Annotated in this window: 15 protein-coding genes; 9 read left to right on the top strand and 6 right to left on the bottom strand. The window is 45.3% G+C overall.

The annotated features are described in order from the left end of the window. Window positions 1-70: 70 nt before the first annotated feature. Window positions 71-2,425 (top strand): fatty acid cis/trans isomerase, encoded by a 2,355-nt coding sequence (locus OH460_RS14400; protein WP_269998098.1) that lies wholly within the window; start codon window positions 71-73, stop codon window positions 2,423-2,425. A gap of 127 nt (window positions 2,426-2,552) precedes the next feature. On the opposite strand, the gene torS is transcribed toward OH460_RS14400, so the two are convergent. Next, window positions 2,553-5,567 carry a TMAO reductase system sensor histidine kinase/response regulator TorS gene (gene torS / locus OH460_RS14395; RefSeq protein WP_269998096.1) on the bottom strand — a complete coding sequence of 1,005 codons (3,015 nt, stop codon included), beginning with the start codon at window positions 5,565-5,567 and terminating at the stop codon, window positions 2,553-2,555. 92 nt (window positions 5,568-5,659) lie between these two features. On the opposite strand from torS, the gene torT reads away from it, so the two are divergent. Together torT and OH460_RS14385 are read left to right on the top strand one after the other, a co-directional pair. Further along, window positions 5,660-6,688, top strand: coding sequence for a TMAO reductase system periplasmic protein TorT (torT, locus tag OH460_RS14390; protein WP_269998094.1), 1,029 nt, complete (start codon window positions 5,660-5,662; stop codon window positions 6,686-6,688). A 62-nt stretch (window positions 6,689-6,750) separates the two neighbouring features. Further along, the gene (locus OH460_RS14385; RefSeq protein WP_008218843.1) at window positions 6,751-7,206 is read left to right on the top strand and encodes a methylglyoxal synthase; all 456 of its coding nucleotides are present in this window, start codon (window positions 6,751-6,753) and stop codon (window positions 7,204-7,206) included. A 90-nt stretch (window positions 7,207-7,296) separates the two neighbouring features. Here the strand turns inward: OH460_RS14385 and OH460_RS14380 are convergent, their stop codons facing one another. Then, entirely contained in the window at window positions 7,297-7,647 is a 351-nt protein-coding gene (locus tag OH460_RS14380) for a VOC family protein (RefSeq protein WP_269998090.1), read from the bottom strand. Between the two features lie 84 nt (window positions 7,648-7,731). Next, on the bottom strand, window positions 7,732-9,807 hold the full coding sequence (gene helD, locus OH460_RS14375) for a DNA helicase IV (protein WP_061031156.1): 2,076 nt from the start codon (window positions 9,805-9,807) through the stop codon (window positions 7,732-7,734). Window positions 9,808-9,984: 177 nt separating this feature from the next. Between helD and yccS the strand changes: the two genes are divergently transcribed. The 5 genes from yccS to OH460_RS14350 all read left to right on the top strand — a co-directional run bounded on the left by yccS (window position 9,985) and on the right by OH460_RS14350 (window position 15,603). Further along, window positions 9,985-12,168, top strand: a complete 2,184-nt coding sequence (yccS, locus tag OH460_RS14370) for a YccS family putative transporter (protein ID WP_269998088.1) — start codon at window positions 9,985-9,987, stop codon at window positions 12,166-12,168. A 332-nt stretch (window positions 12,169-12,500) separates the two neighbouring features. Further along, entirely contained in the window at window positions 12,501-12,686 is a 186-nt protein-coding gene (locus tag OH460_RS14365; RefSeq protein WP_061031158.1) for a hypothetical protein, read from the top strand. Between the two features lie 121 nt (window positions 12,687-12,807). Continuing rightward, a complete protein-coding gene (locus tag OH460_RS14360; protein WP_061031159.1) occupies window positions 12,808-13,146 on the top strand; it encodes a hypothetical protein in 339 nt (112 codons plus the stop codon). 208 nt (window positions 13,147-13,354) lie between these two features. Continuing rightward, window positions 13,355-14,617: a hydroxymethylglutaryl-CoA reductase gene (locus OH460_RS14355; protein ID WP_269998083.1), complete on the top strand. Its 1,263-nt coding sequence runs from the start codon at window positions 13,355-13,357 to the stop codon at window positions 14,615-14,617. A gap of 74 nt (window positions 14,618-14,691) precedes the next feature. Then, the gene (locus OH460_RS14350) at window positions 14,692-15,603 is read left to right on the top strand and encodes a LysR family transcriptional regulator (protein ID WP_269998081.1); all 912 of its coding nucleotides are present in this window, start codon (window positions 14,692-14,694) and stop codon (window positions 15,601-15,603) included. Window positions 15,604-15,649: 46 nt separating this feature from the next. Here OH460_RS14350 and OH460_RS14345 read toward each other — a convergent pair whose 3' ends face one another. From OH460_RS14345 to OH460_RS14335, 3 genes are all read right to left on the bottom strand, one after another. Beyond that, the gene (locus tag OH460_RS14345) at window positions 15,650-16,564 is read right to left on the bottom strand and encodes a YjjW family glycine radical enzyme activase (protein WP_269998079.1); all 915 of its coding nucleotides are present in this window, start codon (window positions 16,562-16,564) and stop codon (window positions 15,650-15,652) included. Window positions 16,565-16,588: 24 nt separating this feature from the next. Next, complete coding sequence (locus tag OH460_RS14340; protein WP_269998077.1) at window positions 16,589-18,145, bottom strand: YjjI family glycine radical enzyme; 1,557 nt, start codon at window positions 18,143-18,145, stop codon at window positions 16,589-16,591. Between the two features lie 311 nt (window positions 18,146-18,456). Beyond that, window positions 18,457-19,038 carry a class I SAM-dependent DNA methyltransferase gene (locus tag OH460_RS14335; protein ID WP_269998075.1) on the bottom strand — a complete coding sequence of 194 codons (582 nt, stop codon included), beginning with the start codon at window positions 19,036-19,038 and terminating at the stop codon, window positions 18,457-18,459. Between the two features lie 162 nt (window positions 19,039-19,200). Between OH460_RS14335 and OH460_RS14330 the strand changes: the two genes are divergently transcribed. Continuing rightward, complete coding sequence (locus OH460_RS14330; RefSeq protein ID WP_010428915.1) at window positions 19,201-20,079, top strand: LysR family transcriptional regulator; 879 nt, start codon at window positions 19,201-19,203, stop codon at window positions 20,077-20,079. The last annotated feature ends 9 nt before the right edge of the window (window positions 20,080-20,088 follow it).

Raw genomic sequence — 20,088 nt, 5'->3', positions numbered from 1 at the left:
ATTGTCAGAACATGAGCATTTTCAATCGTTTTCGATATAATTAGAAAAAATGCCAAATATCTAAGTACGTATGAATTTGAAAAAACTCTTCATTTTGTCTCTTGTCAGCGTGTTCTCAGGTTGTGCCGTGTACGCGGGTCTAAACTTCGATGAGCTGTTTGGCGAACAACAAGTTCGTGATCGCCAAACTCCTATCCTTTCAGCTCAATCGCAACACTTTCTCAACGAAGTTAAACCGATCATTGATAACCGATGTGTGGTTTGTCACGCCTGCTATGATGCTCCTTGCCAACTAAAAATGTCTTCTGTGGAGGGTATCGACCGAGGTGCAAGTAAAGCACTGGTTTATCAAGGTACGCGTTTAACGGCATCGGCTCCCACTCGCTTGTTTGAAGATGCGTTAACCACACAAGAGTGGCGCGACGCTGATTTCCACCCTGTACTCAACGAACGTATGCAGAACTCGACCGCTAACTTAGATGCTGGGCTTGTCTCTCGTATGTTGATACAGAAAGAGAATCATCCACTTCCAGAGCAAACGCAGCTAGAAGGCTTCGACTTTTCCATCGATCGTGACCAGCAGTGTCCGACTATCGAAGAGTACGCTCAATATGAGAGAGATTACCCTACGTGGGGTATGCCTTATGGGATGCCTAACTTAGACAAGACAGAATACGCGACTCTGATGAGCTGGCTAGAAAATGGCGCTTTGATGAACGAACATATTCCGCTGAGTGAGGCCGAACAAGAACTGGTTAATACTTACGAAAAGTTCCTCAACAAAAGTTCAAGAAAGAGCCAGCTTTCAGCACGTTACATCTACGAGCACCTGTTCTTATCACACGTTTATTTTTCTGAGTTAGGACAGCCGACACGTTTCTTCTCGATCGTTCGTTCTGCTACACCTCCTGGCGAACCAGTTAAGCGCATCACCACTCGTCGTCCTTATGACGATCCAAAAGTCCCTCGAGTGTTCTACCGTCTTATCCCTGAGCAAGGCACAATTGTCGACAAGACACACATGCCTTTTGCCCTCAACGAAGAGCGCCTGCAAAACTGGAACACTTGGTTTGTTGATGCCGATTACACTGTGGATAAGCTGCCAAGTTACGATATTGATGTTGCTGCAAACCCGATGACCTCGTTTGAAGCCTTGCCAGTAAACTCTCGCTTTAAGTTTATGCTCGACAACGCTCAGAACACCATCATGGCTTACATCAAAGGCCCAGTATGTCGTGGTCAGTTGGCATTAAACGTGATTAACGACCGATTCTGGGTATTCTTTATCGACCCAGACAAAGCCGATCTTCCAGAGATCAATGCCTTTTATGCGAGCCAACGTGACAACCTTAAGCTTCCAAGTGAGCTTGAAAGTAACACGGTTCCTGCAACTAACTGGGTTAGATATTCAAAACAGCAAGCACGTTACCTAGAAGGGAAATCAGATTTTGCTAATAAATGGTTTAAGAATGGCGAGAACTTAACGACAGACGTTATCTGGGATGGCAATGGGACTAACCCGAACGCTGCCCTCACTGTTTTCCGTCACTTTGACAGTGCATCAGTTGTGCAAGGCTTAGTAGGCCCTCAACCAAAAACGGCGTGGATTCTGGATTACGCACTTTTAGAAAGAATTCATTACCTACTTGTAGCTGGCTTCGATGTTTACGGAAACTTTGGCCACCAGCTCATTACGCGTATGTTTATGGATTTCTTACGTCTTGAAGGTGAAAGTAACTTCTTAACACTACTACCAAAGGATGTACGACACCTAGAGCACTCAAGCTGGTACCAAAATCAAAGCGTCCAGTTGAGCGACTTCTTGCAACGTAATATCGCACCTTTTGATCAGCCAACTAGCGTGGTGTACAAAACGGCCGATCCAAAACGTGAGTTGCTCGATAAGCTTAAAGATAAGCTGAGCCCAATTCTTAATGACCGTTATGAGATCGTTGATACTGGCTTTAGCCGTAAAAATGAAGCACTGCTTAAACAGGTAAGCTTGGTGAAAGGTGAAGGCCTACGCCATGTCCCTCAACTCGTGATGATCATGATTGAAGGCGAAAACGGTGAAGAGCAGCTGTTCACCATGATTCACAACAACGCTCACAGCAACATTTCTAGCCTGTTTAACGAAGAAGGTAACAGAGATTACGCTAATGACGACTTAACGCTCGTCCGAGGCATTGTAGGCAGCTATCCAGCCGCTTACCTATCACTGACAGAGAAGGAAATTCCAACTCTAGTGAAGTCTCTACAAACCTTACAGACTGAAGAAGATTACGTAGCGCTGCTTGATAAGTTTGCCATCCGACGCAGCTCTAGTGAGTTCTGGCCATTCAGTGACCGTGTACATCGTTGGTACCAACAAGACCAACCAATTGAGTTCGGCCTGTTGGACTACAACCGTTTCGAAAATCGTTAGTCCTCAGATGCCGCTTTAAAAACAAAAATCCTCTGTCTTGGCAGAGGATTTTTTGTTTCTGGATGCGCGGTTAGACAGAGCTCAGCTTAGCCTAAGAAGCTCATTATGTGGCAGAGAACATTCTATATCAGACATGTTGTTGCAACGCCGCTAGAGAGTCTTTAACTAGCTCTGTTAATTCTTCAGAGCTGTTCTTGTATTGCGTTAATGGCTCACTGCTTATCTCAATGTTCTTACACAATTCAAACAAGGCTAATAGTCCTAAGCTGCCTGCCGACCCTTTGAGCTTATGAGCGAGCGATTTCACCTCACGGGCGTTCTCCGCATCATTGGCGTCAGCCATCTCTTTTAACGTTTCAAGGCTGCTTTGTTCAAATAGCCCGACAATCTGCTTCATCTTGTCCAAACCAAGAATAGACAAGTCGCCTTCGATTACTTTGCTATCAATTATCAGTGTGCTATCAGAAATGGTCACAGGACTTTCCTCTTGGTCTGACTGTTTAACTTTGCTTTCGACTATTAGGTCGCTCTCAATACGCTTTTCACAAAAACCATCTTGGTTTCTTTGGCAGGTCGAATCATTAGGATCAGGCTGTGGCAATAGCAAGGTCTTGCCATCTAGTTGAGTCATTATCAGCCTTGCAAGCGCTTCTTTCTCCAAAGGTTTTGGTAAGAAGCCATCAAAGCCAGACGCCAAATAACTTTCTACTTCTTCATTAAACACATGAGCCGATACCGCCACCATAGGAGGCGTATACTGTGTCGTGCTCTCAGGTAAACAGTCTAAAGCAGATGCTTGAACCTCGATCTCTTTAAGTTGCTGAATAAGCTCAACGCCATCGCAGTCCGGGAGGTTGATATCAACAAGTGCAATATCAAAGACCTGTTCACTGTATATCTTACGAGCTTCTTGTCCGGTTGTGGCAATCACGACCTCATGCCCTAGGTTGTTTAGGAAGCCTTCGGCAACAATGCAGTTCACTGGGTTGTCTTCAATCAACAGCACTTTAGCGCGGATACAAGTTTCAACCACTGCAGCTTTAGTTTCGATTTTTTCACCAGCTTGAAGCGGTAAAGAGAACCAAAACTGACTGCCTTCCCCCTCTTCTGAATGAACACCTATATCACCGTTCATTGCCAACATGATGCGTTTACTGATCGCCAGACCTAGCCCAGTGCCACCCGTTGTGTTTCGACCACTGTTGGTTTGGCTAAACGCATCAAACAAGCACTTTTGTTCGCTTTCATGTATCCCAACGCCCGTATCGGACACTTCAAACATGACGCGGTTTTCATCTTCGAGATCTAAGCTGATGAAGATGTCGACATCACCTTTATCGGTAAACTTGATTGCGTTACCAACCAGGTTATTCAATATCTGGCTAATACGGGTGACATCACCACGCCAGTAGCGCTGTACATCGCTCTCAATATGGTAGCTAAAGCCAAGCTTCTTCTCGGCTGCGCGCCCTTCCATCAATTGATAGGTATCTTGAACCATTTGATGTAAGTCGAAAGACGCAATCCTTATCTCAAGGTGTCCAGCTTCAATTTTAGAGTAGTCCAATACATCGTTGAGGATGGCTAATAAGTTCTTACCGCTGCGGTTAATGATGTCAGCATAGCCAGATTGCAGAGAGTTCAGCCCGGTATCTTTTAGCAAACGTGCCGTACCCAATACCCCATTCATCGGTGTTCTGATTTCATGACTCATGGTCGCCAAGAAAGCTGACTTAGCACGGCTCGCTTGCTCGGCGGCACTTCGCGCTTTGGCGTGATTCGTCACCTCGACGTTCAGCTTTTCGTTGGTTTGTTGAAGCTGGTAAGTTCGCTCTGTGATCAGCTCTTCAAGGTGCTCTTTGTGTTCCTCTAGCTCTCGTTTCGCTTTAGCCTCACCCACAGCCACCACTTGTAGCGCCTGCGCTGTGTTTCTTGCTGTGATGATCGCCTCACCCATGTGGGCAAGCTCATCGTTACCTTTTACCGAGATATCGATATTGAGACGCCCTTGAGCAATAGACATCAAGGCAGCAGAGTATTCAGCAAGGCGTTTCACGACCGACACATACACCACGCGCCACACAATAAACGCCACTATCACCAAACCAATAATAGAGATCACCGACAGCGACCATTGCGCGAGGCTTAACGTAGAAGTCAGTTCATCTACCGCCTTTTTTGTGCTCAAGTTGGAGTCGTCGATCAGTTGGTTTACCGTGGTGTTCAGCTCTGAGAATAGCTTCAATGTGTTCTGCATCAACAGCTCAGACTTCTTGGTATTCTCATACTGCTCCAAAGAGATATCAAACACCACTTGGCGCTTTTGTAATTCATGGAGAAGTTGAGACATTTGCTCTGAACGTGTTGGATCCTCTACCGCTTTCACGCGGCGCACCATGATCCTATGATTCGCTTCAAACTCGGTCTGGATTTGGTGGATACGTTCAACATTGGTTACCGTTTGAGTTTCCTCAATTTGGTTAAGCATTTTGAACGCAAGCAAGTGCAATTCGTGTAGACGCTCTGATAGGTCAAGGTCGACTTCCACCAGCGCATCCAAGGCTTGGTAAGCTTTATCGGTTTCTTTAGTTTCTAGCAGGTCATAGATATGGGTAACGTTAGCAACCGCTATGGTTGCGGTATTCAGCACTTGAGTTCGAGTCAGCTGTTCTAGCTCTTCAGCCAATAAGCGCATCTCTTCAACGCGCGACGTCAGCTCTTTGGTTAGCCAGAGTTTACGTTCTACTGAAACGCCTAGTTCAGCTAGCGTGTTGATAACGCTCTGCACGTTATTTTCAAGTTTATGCAGCAGCTCTGAGTCGAAACTATCGACACCCAGGTCTTTGATGTGTTGCAACAAAGACTCGAGCTGATCAAACAACAGTGTGCCAGCCTCTTTTCGCTCAGCTTCATTTCTCGCATTAGAAAGGGTTTGCACAGACGAAATGATACGATTACTCAACTCTGAAACCTGACGAGCTTCAATCATCGCAGGCAAAGCGGAATCGACGACGTTTCTTTCTGTTTTTGCAACAAAGCTAAATCCAGAAACACCAATCAATGCAGACAAAAGAACGAGCATCGCCATCACTAAAAATGAGGCCAGCAGCTTGCGTCCAATACTTGCTGAAGCTAACAACATAAAACCTAAACCTTAAAACGTTCTTCTTTACCCCTGCAGAATACGCTATATTTTGCAGTGTTTCTTATCTAAAACCAATAAAACGGCAATTCATGCGCACTAAATCCTTCGCGTCAAAACTTCTTTTATCTTTACTTGCGTTAGGCGCCTCTTCCGCTAGTGCTGATGAGCTATTAAGCCCTATCAAACCGGCGACTGCGACGTCACAAAAAGAGAAGATTTGCGCCATCTACCCACACCTCAAGGATTCCTATTGGTTATCTGTGAATTACGGCATGATTTCCGAAGCCGAAAAATTGCAGGTTGAGCTACGAGTGCTAGAAGCTGGCGGCTACCCAAATATCGGCAAGCAAGCCTCGCAACTCGTGCTGTGTACTCAATGGGGTGCCGATGCCATTATTTTAGGCACAGTATCACCAGACGCCTATCACGATAACCTCACCGACTGGGTTGGATCGACACCAGTGTTTGCGACCGTGAATGAGTTAACACTAAGTAAGGAGCAGCAAAAAGTCTTGAAAGGCACGGTTGGTGTTGATTGGTATAACATGGGCTTTCAAGTAGGTGAATACCTTGCCAAGCTTCATCCTAAAGGTTCAGGCGAAACGCCCATTGCACTCTTGCTTGGCCCTCAAGCGAGTGGCGGCACCAAACCTGTGGCGTTAGGATTCTATGACGCGATTAAAGATAGTGATGTAAAAATCGATGTGAGCTATTGGGCTGACAACGACAAAGAGCTACAACGCAATCTTGTACAACAAGTAATAGAACAAGCTCACGTAAAATACATTGTCGGCAGTGCCGTCGCAGTTGAGGCTGCAATCAGCGAGCTAAGAGCGGCAGACAAAACCGATGAGATTGGGCTGATTTCTAGCTACCTAAGTCACGGGACTTACCGAGGTTTACTGCGAAACAAGGTACTTTTTGCACCAACAGACAAAATGGTGGAACAGGGTCGCTTGTCGGTGAAACAAGCGGTGAGTTATTTACGAGACCAACCTTACGAGATGCACAGTGCACCAAAAATTGAAGCTCTGACCCCTGCGACACTCAAAGATCAAATTATTGCCGATTCATTGTCACCTTCTGAGTTTCGACCGGTATTCAGTGTGAATCCATAGTGTTATATTGAACTAAGCACTCAATAACTATAAAAATACGAACAATAATTTAGGGAACATTCATGCAAAAAACAACGCGTACTATGCCAACGCATAAACATATCGCTCTAGTCGCTCATGACCACTTCAAACCTGAGCTTCTAAGATGGGTAAAAGAGAATAAAGAGAAGCTACAAAGCCACTTCCTTTATGCGACGGGTACAACGGGTTCTCTGCTAAGCAAAGAGACAGGTTTAGCAATCAAGAGCATGATCAGTGGCCCAATGGGTGGCGACCAACAACTTGGCGCTCTAATTTCAGAAGGCAAGATCGACATGCTGATCTTCTTCTGGGATCCACTCAATGCCGTACCGCACGACCCTGATGTAAAAGCACTACTGCGTATCGCGAGTGTTTGGAACATTCCTGTAGCAACCAACCGCGCTACTGCGAACTTCCTTTTTAACTCTTCACTACTTGAAGAAGAAGTTGTTATCGAGATTCCAGATTACGAAGCGTATCTGGCTGAGCGTACCTAATTCTCGTTAAGACAGATGAGTACGTCACAGACTAAAAAGCCTGCTTAGTCGCAGGCTTTTTAGTCTGAATATAGAAGTTCTGAGAAGGGCCTATTTATTACTCCACACCGCCATTTCATTGCCACTTGGCTCGCGAAAATGAAAGCGTCGACCACCTGGGAAACTGAATATTTCACGATTGACCTCTCCACCCGCATTAAGCACGTCACGTTCGGTCTGTTCGAGATCTTCACTGTAGAAAACCATTAATGCCCCGCCCTTTTCTGCATCAGAAGACAAATCAGCCAAGTAGAAACCGCCCATTAACCCTTTACCTTCAAAAGCGGAATACTCAGGACCATAGTCCTCAAAGCGCCAACCAAACACTTGGCTGAAAAACGCCTTGGTCGATGCAATATCTTTCGCGGCAAATTCGATATAGTTGATTGATCCATGTTCCATATGCATGTCCTTCTGCTTTATGTCTGCAAATAAAATACAGGCGAATGCGACTTGAGCCCTTATCAAAACACCCTAGCGGGGCGACTACTTTTTACGGACTACAGGGTAGTCGGAGCCGTGTAGCTCTTGTACGAAGCCAGAACCATCGCCACTGTGCGTGATCCACACTTTCTCTTTAGCACGTGTCATCGCTACATAGAACAAGCGACGTTCTTCCGCGTATGGGAACACGTCTGACGATTCAGTCAATGCACCATCAATATGCAGTTGCTTCTTCTTCGCTGGGAATTGTCCTTCATCCACGCAAAGGATAATAACGAAGTCTGCTTCTTTACCCTTACTGGCGTGACAAGTCATGAAGTTGATATCAATGGAGGTGAAAATCTTCTTCCAGTCTTCCAATAATTCTGGCTTGTGATAGTGGTTACGACCAAGCAACAACACCGACTTGTTAGTTTTGCCTTTAGATTGACGGTTAAGTTGATCAAGAATCTTCTCAACTTCTTTACTTGGCGCACTGTATACCGCCTTTTGCTTCTGTTGCTTGAAGCTGTTCAGCTCTTTCGGCAACTGAATTGGGTTTTCTTGCACAAAGCGATTCGCCACAGCACCTAACTGGTTGTTGAAACGATACGTGGTATCCAGGTGATGAATTGTCGAGCTCGCGAAACGATCTTTAAAACCTGTAGTTAAATCAACGTCTGCACCCGCAAATTGGTAGATGGATTGCCAGTCATCACCTACGGCAAAAATAGACGCTTGGTGCTCCGCTTTAGACTGGTTACACAGCGCCTCTACCAAGGCAAGGCGATCAGGAGAGATATCTTGATATTCGTCGATCATGATGAACTTCCAAGGCGAGATAAACTTACCTTTTTCGACGTACTGAGTTGCACGGCTGATCATAGTCGAGAAATCGATATGGTTCTCTTCTTTCAGTGCCTTTTGCCACGCCGTCACACATGGCCAGCAAAGCGATAGTTCGCTGTTAAGACGTGTGTAATCGCGGTGGTCAATAAGCTGCTGCTGTACTTCTTTCTTGGTTAAGCCAGATGCGTTCAGCTGTTCTAGTTGCTTTTCAAGCCAGCCAATCAGTTTAAGGTTTGAAACGTGACTGCCTAGCTCGTCATCACCCGTCAGGTAAGCAATTGGCCATTTAGATAAGTGTTTTTGCCAACGTTTGAAGTTGGTAGGCGTCATCCAGTGCTTCTTCAACCAATCAATACACCATGCTTGGCGCTGGTTATCATCAAGTGCTAACGGAGAAATCACCACACGTTCGGTTTCAACCTCATTCAAGATCTTCAAACCCAACTGGTGGAAGGTATTCACTTGAACCTTCTCTGCGGACAACCCAATTTTACTGTCGAGGCGCTGCTTCATCTCTTCGGCTGCTTCACGACCAAACGCAAGCAATAAAAGCTCTTCGGCTTGAGCTTGGTGACTTTGCAATAAGTAAGCGACACGTGCTGTCAGAACACTGGTTTTACCGGAACCTGCACCTGCCAGAATCAGGTTATGGTCATCGTTCATCAAAACCGCATATTGCTGTGACAGGTTCAACGGCGATGACTCACACTGGGCAAACAACACTTCCCAGTTTTTTCTCTCGGTCTCAAGCCATTGCTGGTTTCTTTCCGCTTGTTTAACCTCGGTGTCTGACAACCACGGCTGCATTCTTGCGATGCGATTTGGCATACGCTGCGCTGCTTCGTCCAGAGTCATCGTCATACTCTCTAGGCCAGAATTAACCTTCTCAACCCAAGTGTTGACTTTAGAATGAGGCAGAAAGGCTGGAAGTTGCTCTAAGCGTAATAACTCAGCTTCCCATTGAGGTACGTGTTCGGCCAGCTGCTCACACTGTGTGTCGTGCCATTTCTGGTATGCCGCCACAGATGCACGTGCAAACTGACGACACTGGTCCCAAGGTAGACCTTGAACTAACCAACTGCGCTGCTTTCCGTCTTGTTGGTTAGCAAAAAACTGTAACGATCCCCAAAACAATCCGCGTTTGATCGCGATCTTGCCACTCCAAATAGTAAACGGGATACGTTCCTCACTGCCCACTGACGACAACAGCAGACGTGAACCATCGAGTTCAACCTGATGGTATTCATTTTGAATAAAAAATTGTGCAGTCTTGTTAGCGCTTAGCTGCATTGGAGTGTGCTCTTAATTGGGAATATTGAATTTATATCATGATGCAATGAGAATTAATAATATCTCATATCTTATCGACGCTTTCATGACCACCTACGGACAATTATGGATAAGTATCAAATTCTTGTGCTTGATTTCTGTTAGGATTATGGTTTTTAGTGCGTCAAGCGAGTGACTGTGGAATTTTCAGCCAAATTACGCCTCTATTGGGCAAATAAAACCATAAATTACAGCGTATTAATTCTCATCACTCTGCTCGGTGTAGTGGTGCCTGCTTGGTATTATGGACAGAACACACTCATCACCCCTCTGATTCTAGGTGTCATCGCAGCCGCATTGGCCGAAAGTGATGACAGCTTTACCGGTCGCTTAAAAGCCCTGACCCTAACCTTTATCTGTTTTGCCGTCGCCGCTTTTTCTATTGAGCTGCTTTTCGACACGCCATGGCTGTTCGCGTTAGGTCTATTTGCGTCAACATTCTCATTCATCATGCTGGGCGCAATTGGCCCGAAATACGCAAGCATTGCGTTTGGCTCGCTGCTAGTCGCAATCTACACCATGCTAGGTGCCCATGAGAGCACCAACTTATGGTTCCAACCTTTATTACTACTAACAGGCGCAGCTTGGTACTACTTCATGTCGATGATTTGGCAGATTGTGTGGCCAATGCAACCCGTACAGCAGAACCTTGCTACGGTGTTTGACCAAATTGGCACCTACATGGAATCTAAGGCTGAGCTTTTCTACCCTGTTTCGGACCTTATTCCGCAACCACACCGCATTATTGAAGCCAAATTAAATGCGAGTACCGTGAACGCGCTCAACATGTGTAAAGCAACCCTGCTTAACCGTTCTAAACGTGGACACATTGATGGCCCTAGTGACCGCTTCTTAAATACTTATTTCATCGCGCAAGACATTCACGAGCGTGTAAGCTCGACCCACTATCGTTATCAAGAGCTTGCTAAACACTTTGAACGCTCTGACGTACTGTTTCGCTTTAAATACCTACTTGAAGCGCAGGCAACGGCATGTAAAGAAGTGGCGAGCTCGCTTAAAGTTGGATCTGAGTATCAACATGGTGACAAGTCTGTATTGGCGCTCGATGAGCTGATGTCTTCACTTAATCATCTTCACCAGCAGAATAAGCCCGAATGGAAGCCGCTGTTGAACCAACTGGATTATCTTTTCAATAACCTAGCGACCGTTGAGAAGCAGTTATCAAACATCAGTAACCCAGATGCAGAAAAGCTAGAAGAAGACGTATTAGACGACACCAACCCACATACGCTGTCGGCAATGTGGCAGAAGATCAAAGCCAACCTACATACTGACTCTATGCTATTTCGTCATGCGATTCGTATGGCAATCACACTGACACTTGGCTACGGAATCATCCAAGGGTTTGAGATCGAACGCGGTTATTGGATCTTGCTAACGACACTGTTTGTTTGCCAACCCAACTACAGTGCTACCCGCCAAAAGCTGACTGCTCGTGTTATTGGTACCGTTGCTGGTTTGTTGATAGGTGTTCCACTGTTAACCTTCTTCCCTTCTCAAGAGAGCCAGTTGGTATTCATTGTGATCAGTGGTGTGATGTTCTTTGCGTTCCGTATTAATAACTACGGCTTCGCGACAGGCTTCATCACCCTATTGGTACTGTTCTGCTTTAACCAGCTTGGTGAAGGCTACGCTGTCGTTCTGCCAAGGCTTGCAGATACCTTCATTGGGTGTGCTCTGGCGGTGCTAGCTGTCGTTTATGTGTTGCCCGATTGGCAATCAAAGCGACTACACAAGGTAATGGCTGACGCGCTGGACGCCAACAAAAACTATTTAGCGCAAATCATCGGTCAGTACCGAGTCGGCAAGAAAGACACGCTGAATTACCGTATCGCTCGTCGCAGTGCGCACAATAACGATGCGAATCTGACCGTGGCGATCAGCAGTATGTTAGTCGAACCTGGGAAATACCGTACTTCTGAAGATGAGAGTTTCCGTTTTCTAACACTCAACCACGCCCTATTAAGCTACATTTCGGCGTTAGGAGCCCATAGAACTTGTATCGACGACGAAGCGACACACAAGCTAGTATTAGACGCTCACCGTGTGATACATGAGCACCTCGACGCACTTAATGATCAGCTCTATTCGCACTGCGAGCAATGTGAGGTTAAAAATACTTACGATCCGGATTTGGACAAGCGTTTAAGTGAATGGCGAGAAGAAGATGAGAGTTCTGTCAGGATGGTCCTACAGCAGCTGCATTTGATCTATCGAATGCTTCCAGAACTGCATACGCTAGCGACCAAATTTGCGGTTAAGGTAAAGATTGATAAACCACTCGATAAAGAAGATTCTTGAAAAGCAAACAAAATACTGTAAAAACAAAAAGATAGCATAAATCGCTCACCTTTTGATCACTTGTTGCAGTAATACTTCTCTTCACAAATACCTACAACTGGGTAGAGCAACTCCTTGCCTACCCTTACTACAAAAGGGCTAGGACGATTTTTACATTGTAAGAATTTTCTGACCTTGATTGACCAAGCCATAACTTTGCTTAACATTCCTCGGACAAAAAACGACCACAGAAACCTATAGTTGTCTTAGTTCTAGGAAACGACAAATTTATTTTAATATTCACTTAATCTTGTTTGATTTCCGGTAACAGTAGTCTATGCTCATTAGAGCATATGGAATTGCAGCAAGGTCACATTATGAATACACAACAATTTGAAGCATTTAAACAGCAGATCCAGCTTCTTAACCCGGAGCAACTAAAAGCGTTGCAGGGTGAGATTGACGGTAATCTGGAAACAGAGAAAGAAACTCTGCTTACCGACGAAGAGCTAAATGCACTTAACGATCTGTTCAGTTAATAGACAGATATCACTATTTTAGCTTAAGTTCACCGTTTCACCGTAGATTTCCCCTTCTCAACATTGCGCTTAAAATATCGTCCACCTAGACTCTTCCCATACGTCAATTAAAGGTCCTGCTATGTCGATATCTGGTATTCAATCTGGTTACGCCATTATTCAGCAGTCTGCCAACATGGCTGAAGAAGCGGCGATCGAGCTCAAACAAGCGTCTGAGCATCCCCCAGTCTCTAAAGATACTTTTGAATCTGATGATGTTTTCAAAGGCAGTGATCTCAGCTTTAATCAAGTTGAACCCGAACAGTCCCTTTCATTCAAAGACAAAGAGTCAGAACCCTCTTCTTCATCAAACGATGCACTGATCAAATTAACCCAAAGTGCTAGCTATAACCGAGTCGGTGCTAGTGTGGTTGACCGCCAAAATGAAGCCATTGGTAGCCTACTCGATATCCATATCTAGGCCGTGCTGATCTGTTGAACTGATCTATAATCAAATTTAACGTCCGGTTCCTGTAGTCTGAATCCCTTTGGTTCAAGCACTTTTAATACTTTTTGACGTAATAAGCACACAAACTGTAACTCATTATATCTGGCGCTTGTTTCTGGTTTATTACTCGGTAGAATCAGCGCAAACCATTTTGCTGCACAAACTTTACTTCATACTATTTATGCCAAAACTAAATCTGCATCGCCGTGACTATGTTTCTATTTTAGGGGGCGATATCTCCGCAGACGAATTAGAAAATAAACTCCAACCTCATTTTGAAAAGCCAGCAAACAAGCTGACACCTAGCCCTTACCTGACAGAAAAGAATGTGACACGTCGTTGGACGGCTCTCGAGAACGCAGAATCACAACAAGAGCTACTCGACCCTCATACCGAAAGTCAGATGCAAGCCTATGAAAAAAACATCGAGCACTTCGTTGGCACTGTTAAGGTACCTGTAGGTATCTCTGGCCCATTGCGTGTTAATGGCCTATTTGCCCAAGGTGATTACCTAGTTCCACTGGCAACAACCGAAGCAGCACTTGTCGCATCTTATAACCGAGGCTCTAAACTCATTAGTGCTTGTGGTGGCGCGAGTGCAATGTTGCTCAATGAAGGCGTAACACGAACTCCTGGCTTTGCATTCCAAGGTTTAGTTGAAGCTGGACAGTTTGTAGCATGGGCAGTAACTCAGTATGAGAAATTTAAAACCTTAGCAGAATCGACCACTTCCCACGGCAAACTGACCGACATCAATATCAACATTGAAGGCAACCACGTTTACTTGGTGTTTGAGTTTCTAACGGGAGACGCATCTGGTCAGAATATGGTGACCATCGCGACCAACGCGGTATTTGAGTACATCATCGAACACACACCAGTTAAGCCTGACCATGCCTTCCTTGATGGTAACTTGTCGGGTGATAAGAAAGCCAATACCCAAACCTTGCGCAGCGTGCGCGGCAAAAAGGTAACCGCTGAGGTTAATATCCCAGCAGAACTTGTTGCTAAGTATCTACATACCACGCCTGAGAAGATGGTTCAGTTTGGTCAAATGACCACTGTGGGCGGCGCTCTGAGCGGCACTATCGGTATCAATGCCCATTACGCTAATGCACTGGCTGCACTTTACATCGCTTGCGGACAAGACGCCGCGTGCGTTGCAGAATCTGCCATTGGCATGACTCGCATGGAGCTAAACAAAGAAGGCGGTTTATACGCAAGTGTAACGCTACCTAACCTGATGGTGGGAACTGTTGGTGGCGGTACCAGCCTTCCAAGCCAAAAAGCGTGTCTTGATTTGCTAGGGCTGCACGGCAATGGTAAATCCCAAGCTTTAGCTGAAGTTTGTGCTGCATTGTGTTTAGCCGGTGAGCTTTCCATCGTAGGTGCATTTTGTGCAGGCCACTTTTCACGAGCTCACCATAAGTTAGCTCGTAAATAACCTTTATCAATTTGGCTTGCTCGGTTTTGCTGTAAATTCAAAATCACAAGCCAATTTAAATTCGTGAGTCATACATGGATTACTTACACTTATCGAGAGTGAGCCTTAAGCACCTCACTGCCCTACACATTATGCTGAATACCCATAGCGTGACTCAAACTTCTGAGCAGCTCTGTGTCAGCCCATCAAGTGTGAGTAAGACCCTGTCTCAGCTTCGTGAGATCCTCAACGACGAGCTGTTCTACCGAGATGGCACTAAGCTAATCCCAACGCCCTTTGCTCTTCAAATCGCTCCAACGGTTCACGCGATTCTTTCAAGCATGAACGGATTGCTTCATCAGAAGAGCTTCGCTCCAGAGGAATACCAAGGCAGCTTTTCACTCTCGATGCGCGAGAGTACTTTTGAAGTATTTGCCTCTAAGATCAGCAGAATCACCACAGAGCTTGCTCCCAAAGCAAAACTTCATATCTATTCGAAACAGCAGCTTGGGTTCGATGCTTTGCTCAGCGGCAAGGTTAATTTGATCTTATTACCTCACGATATCTCCCAACCTCCGACAGACAACAAAGAGCTGGTGTGGGAAACGATCCTGCCGGATGAGATGGTTTGCTTAATGGGGGCTCATCATCCGCTGGCACAACAAGAACTGACGGTTGAGGGCTACCTAGACTACAAACACATTGGCATCTTAGATAATGAGTTGTCGCAGCCTTACTTTGAGCAGAGTTTAGTGCAACGTCATAAGCCGAGAGAGATGGCTATTTCGGTCGCTGATTTTGGGGCAGCAGCTGTACTTTGTCACAATACCCCTTTCCTGTTCACTTGTTCGAAACAGTGGGCTGAACATGCGAAACAAGCGCATGGATTAGTGAGTAAGCCACTTCCCTTTGATTACGGAAAAGTGGCGTACAGCTTAGTGTGGAACAAGCCAAATATGAATGATCAGGCGATCAAATGGCTGTGTGACCTGTTTTTAGAAGCCTAGTTCTTTTTTAGAAGCCTAGTTCTTTGGTCATTGAAGACCGAGAATATTAGGTATAAACCTCTGGCGTTTGCATCGGCCTTTGAACAATCGCATAGAGCTGATCGTGGAAGCTTTCCATCTGTTGTTTTGTACACTTAGACCAATCCAACGCCTCGCCAATCACGCCGTGATGTTGAAAAGCATTGAGTCGAATCCGAACGTCACTTGGCAATCCTTTTAAGTAATACCCAACTTGGTTTATCTCTTCCTCAAGGTCACTCTTACCCGGAATATGCAAAAGCCTCACTTCGTGTAACTTACCTTGTTCCGCTAGATAGTTGATGGTTTCAAACACACGATGATTCCCTCTTCCCACTAACCAGTTATGGGTTTCTGATTGCCAAGATTTAAGATCAATCATCGCTCCATCAAGATAAGGCAGCACCTTGTCCCAGCCTTGTTTTGACAACGAACCGTTACTATCGATAAAGCATGTGAGATGCGCTAGCTGCGGATCGCTTTTCATCGCTTCAAATAGGTCAATGATAAACGGCAGCTGCATGGTCGCTTCGCCGCCCGACACGGTAACACCACTCAGGAAGAACTGGTTATGTCTCACCAGCTCTAGTACTTCTGAAACCGTCATCGTGGTGATTTTCGGACTCGATTTATGACCACAAACATCAATACACTGATCGCAATTGGTGCAAGCCACTGGATCCCATATCACTTTGCCACCAATAGTACTCAAAGCACCACTTGGGCAGCCACTAACGCAATCTCCGCAATTATTACAGTGATTGATGGTATGAGGGTTATGACAGGTTATACAGTCGAAATTGCATCCCTGTAGAAACAGCACAAGCCGATTCCCCGGTCCATCAACACAAGAAAAGGTCAGCACACGGCTGACCTTCGCTTGTTTTTCTGTCTTATTGTTATTAACCCTAGCCATTTGAGTTGTTAGATCAGAAATTTTCATAGTTAATGCGATTCGAGCACTAGGTTATTCGTACGTTGGCGACATCTCTAAGCTTGCCACGCGAGGTTTACGCTCTAAGATGCCCGTATTTTTCGCCGCTTCAGCTCCTAAGAAAGTCGTGTTGGTGCGCGAACCTTCTTCATCGTATTTAGCGATGTCAGACAACTTAATCATGTAACCTGTCACACGAACTAAGTCGTTTGATGCAACGTTCGCGGTAAACTCTCGGTAACCCGCTTGAATCGCGCCTTTACACAGGTTGAACATCGCTTCAGGGTTTGATTTCACGGTTTCGTCAATGGTTAAAATGTCACTGATACCTGATGTGTAGAATTTATGATGACCCGCAGTCGCACGAACGTAAGAGACAGGATCTGGTTCTGTTCCATAAGGGATACGCACGCCTGGAGTGACACCTTCATCTAGGCTGATACCACCTTGAGCATGCAATAGAGCCTTGCCTTCTAGACCATATTTCACTTCAGAACTATCAACAATTTCAGCGAGTTTTTCTGAAATGCGATGTCCAAGTTGGTTAGCTTGTTCGTCATGACCATAACGCCCTGCTTTGTCCTCTTTCTTCATCAAGATATTCACAGCTTCAGCCATACCGTAGATGCCGAACATTGGTGCGAAGCGGTCTTCTTCGATCAGCCCCTCTTGGGTTAAGAAACCCTTGAAGAAGTTAGATTCTTCATGCAAGAAGCGGCTGCGAGCGTTCATCAGCTCAACCATGATAGCGCTGTAGTGTGGTAACACTTGCTGTAGGAAATCGACACTGTCCTCAGACTTCAACGCTACTTGTTTTAGGTTCATACGTACTAACGTGTTTGAACCACCAGCCAAAGGAAGCGAGTTATAACAACTCACGATGCCAAAGCGCTTATCACCGTATGCCGCAGCGTGTGCTGGGTAGTTTGCGATGTGTGGCTTACTGCATTCACAAATATTGCTCGCAGCATGGCGTAGCAAATCATCAGGTGTTACAGCAGGGTCATACATAAAAGTAATGTTTGGCGCAATCTGCTTAAGTTCAGCATCAACTCGCAAAATAGTACGGCAGATAACGTTGTCTGTTGGCCCGATATTCACATGCATGAACGCATCTGGCAGTGTGCGGTCCAGCATGATCCAGAATAACTTAAGCTTCTGATAAACCTGCTCTTCTGTTAAGTCGCCAACGAAAGGCATTAATACATCATCCAATTGACCTAAGTAAACAGGAATAGATGTTACCGATGGGACGTGATGGTAAAGGATGGTAAGCATGTTCAATGCTTCATCAAAATTAGTTGCCGCGCTAAGCTCTAAATACTTTGAGCCTTGATGTAAGTATTTAGAATAATCGGGAAGCACATAGCGCGGCTTAAATGGGGCGTGACCTTCAAACATGTCACATAACACGCCTTGCTGTAAGGCTTGCTCTACTTCACTACTTACCGGCATGTACGGTAGGCTCGCTTCAGCCTCTAAGGCAAGATAGCTCGACTTCTGTTTTGGTGACAGATTGGCATCTGAAATGATATTGCTAAAGCGTTGTTGCTGCTTGGAAAGTTGTGGAGAAGCAGATTGGTGGCTCATGATAAAACCCTTAAAATTGTTATGGGCTTATTTTATATCTGGCCATTTAGTTTCCACTAGTGAAATGTATGCAAGGATACATTTCCAAAATGGAAATAAGTAGTTTGTAATTGGGTGATTTTCGAGGGGCGGATTTATGCGTTTAAAGCGTTAGTAAGTGTCATAAATCTCAACAATTAAAAATAGAAAACCCACATAACTGGCACTAAGGCCGTTGATGTGGGTTCGGTTATTTATGTTTTACTTTGTTCGCTAAAACGTGTTTTGGATTTTAGTTCTCGCTAATCACTTAGCCATAAGCTTCAAATGAACTACTTACGTCCAACGCCCATCAGTACTTTTAGCTTGCCTTGTGGGGTATCAACAGAGAAAGGTACCGATACTTCAACAACAGAAAATCCAGCAGCACTCAATACGTTCTCTGAGCGCTCAGGGCTTACGCCGTAGTCATCGCTATCGTTTTCTAGACACCAGTCCCAGTGAACAAATGTGCCATCGTTCTCGAGTAGCGTATAAATCAGGCTTACTGTGTCTTGTAGGTTCGGGATAAAGCCACAAACCGACGACGCGACCACTACATCGAACTGATTTCGGAATGCTGGATGCTGAGCTGCAAGCCCGCGCGATAGAATATCAACAACCGGTTCAACGTTGGATAGCTCTTTCTTGTCTAGCTCTTCAATCATCCCTTCAGACATGTCGAGTGCGATGATCTCTTTTGCTAAAGGAGATATTTTTTGGCTGAGCAGTCCTGTACCACAACCAAAATCAAGGACACGGGTTCCGTTTAAATCAACGAGCTGTGTCAACTGGTCAAATACGGACTGTGCGAATACTGCGGTCGCGGGATCTTTATCCCAATCAACGGCGTACTCGTCCCATTGTTTCGCCATCATGGCCTCCATCTTTACTTCTTGTAGGTTCGGAACCTGCCCAGAGTAAACTAAATTAGCCAATTCGTCATAGAGTTATCATGCAAAGATGGACTATTTCTAAGATAGCCAGCACAATATTCAATATAATATGCACCAATACCCGCCTAATCTGGAAATGAAATGAACCTTTCTCAAGTCCAAGCCTTCTGTTCTGTTGCTGATTTAGGATCAGTCTCTGAAGCTGCACGACAGCTAGAATGCAACCGAACCAAGCTTAGTATGTCTATCAAAGCCTTGGAGAAAGAGTTAGATGTAGAACTTTTCGTACGCAGCGGCAACCACGTCGAGCTGTCTGAAGCAGGCAAAGCCATCTATAAAGATTGCGAAGGAATGTTAGTGACAGCTGCGCGTATTAAACAAACCTGCCTTCATGTTTCTGGTGAGTTCAACGCCGAGATATGGATTGCTCGCGATGATTCTCTGCCCGATGAAATGTGGCAAGATTTATCTCACACGCTGAATAACAAGTACCCTTCTACTTCTTTCAACTTCGTTCTAGCATCGAGTGGCGACTTAGCCAACCTCGTCGAAACTCAACAAGTTGATTTTGCATTCGGTGTTGATTACGAACGTGTAGACGACCCACGAATCATCTATAACCCGCTTGGTAAGATTCGGATGATGTCTGTGTGTAAAAAAGGACATGACCTGAGTGCAATGCGCCGCGTCTCCGACGAAGTACTAAGAAATTCGATGCAAGCGACCATGGTTTATCTCAATGAAAAAGATAATCCAGAGCTTGAGCCCTTCTCTCGTCGTTACATTGGTTTCTCTAGCTTTGACTTTATGCTGGATACGATTTTACGTGAAGAGGCATGGGGCGTAATGCCAGAGCCATTGATTCGTCACTTACTGCGTGAACAAGAACTAGCAGTGATCAAACACACCTACGGCCTGACTCAAGAAGATTACTGCATGTTTACGGCAGCCGGGATGGCAGAACACCCAGGTATGAACTGGCTTGCGGACCAGCTGAGCGATTACTTGTTTGATTTCTAATTAGCGCTT

It is taken from the genome of Vibrio sp. Makdt (assembly GCF_027587015.1).
GTDB lineage: Bacteria > Pseudomonadota > Gammaproteobacteria > Enterobacterales > Vibrionaceae > Vibrio > Vibrio chagasii_B.
Note: the sequence above shows the minus strand (reverse complement) of the source record. Positions and strands in the feature narration are given on the sequence as shown.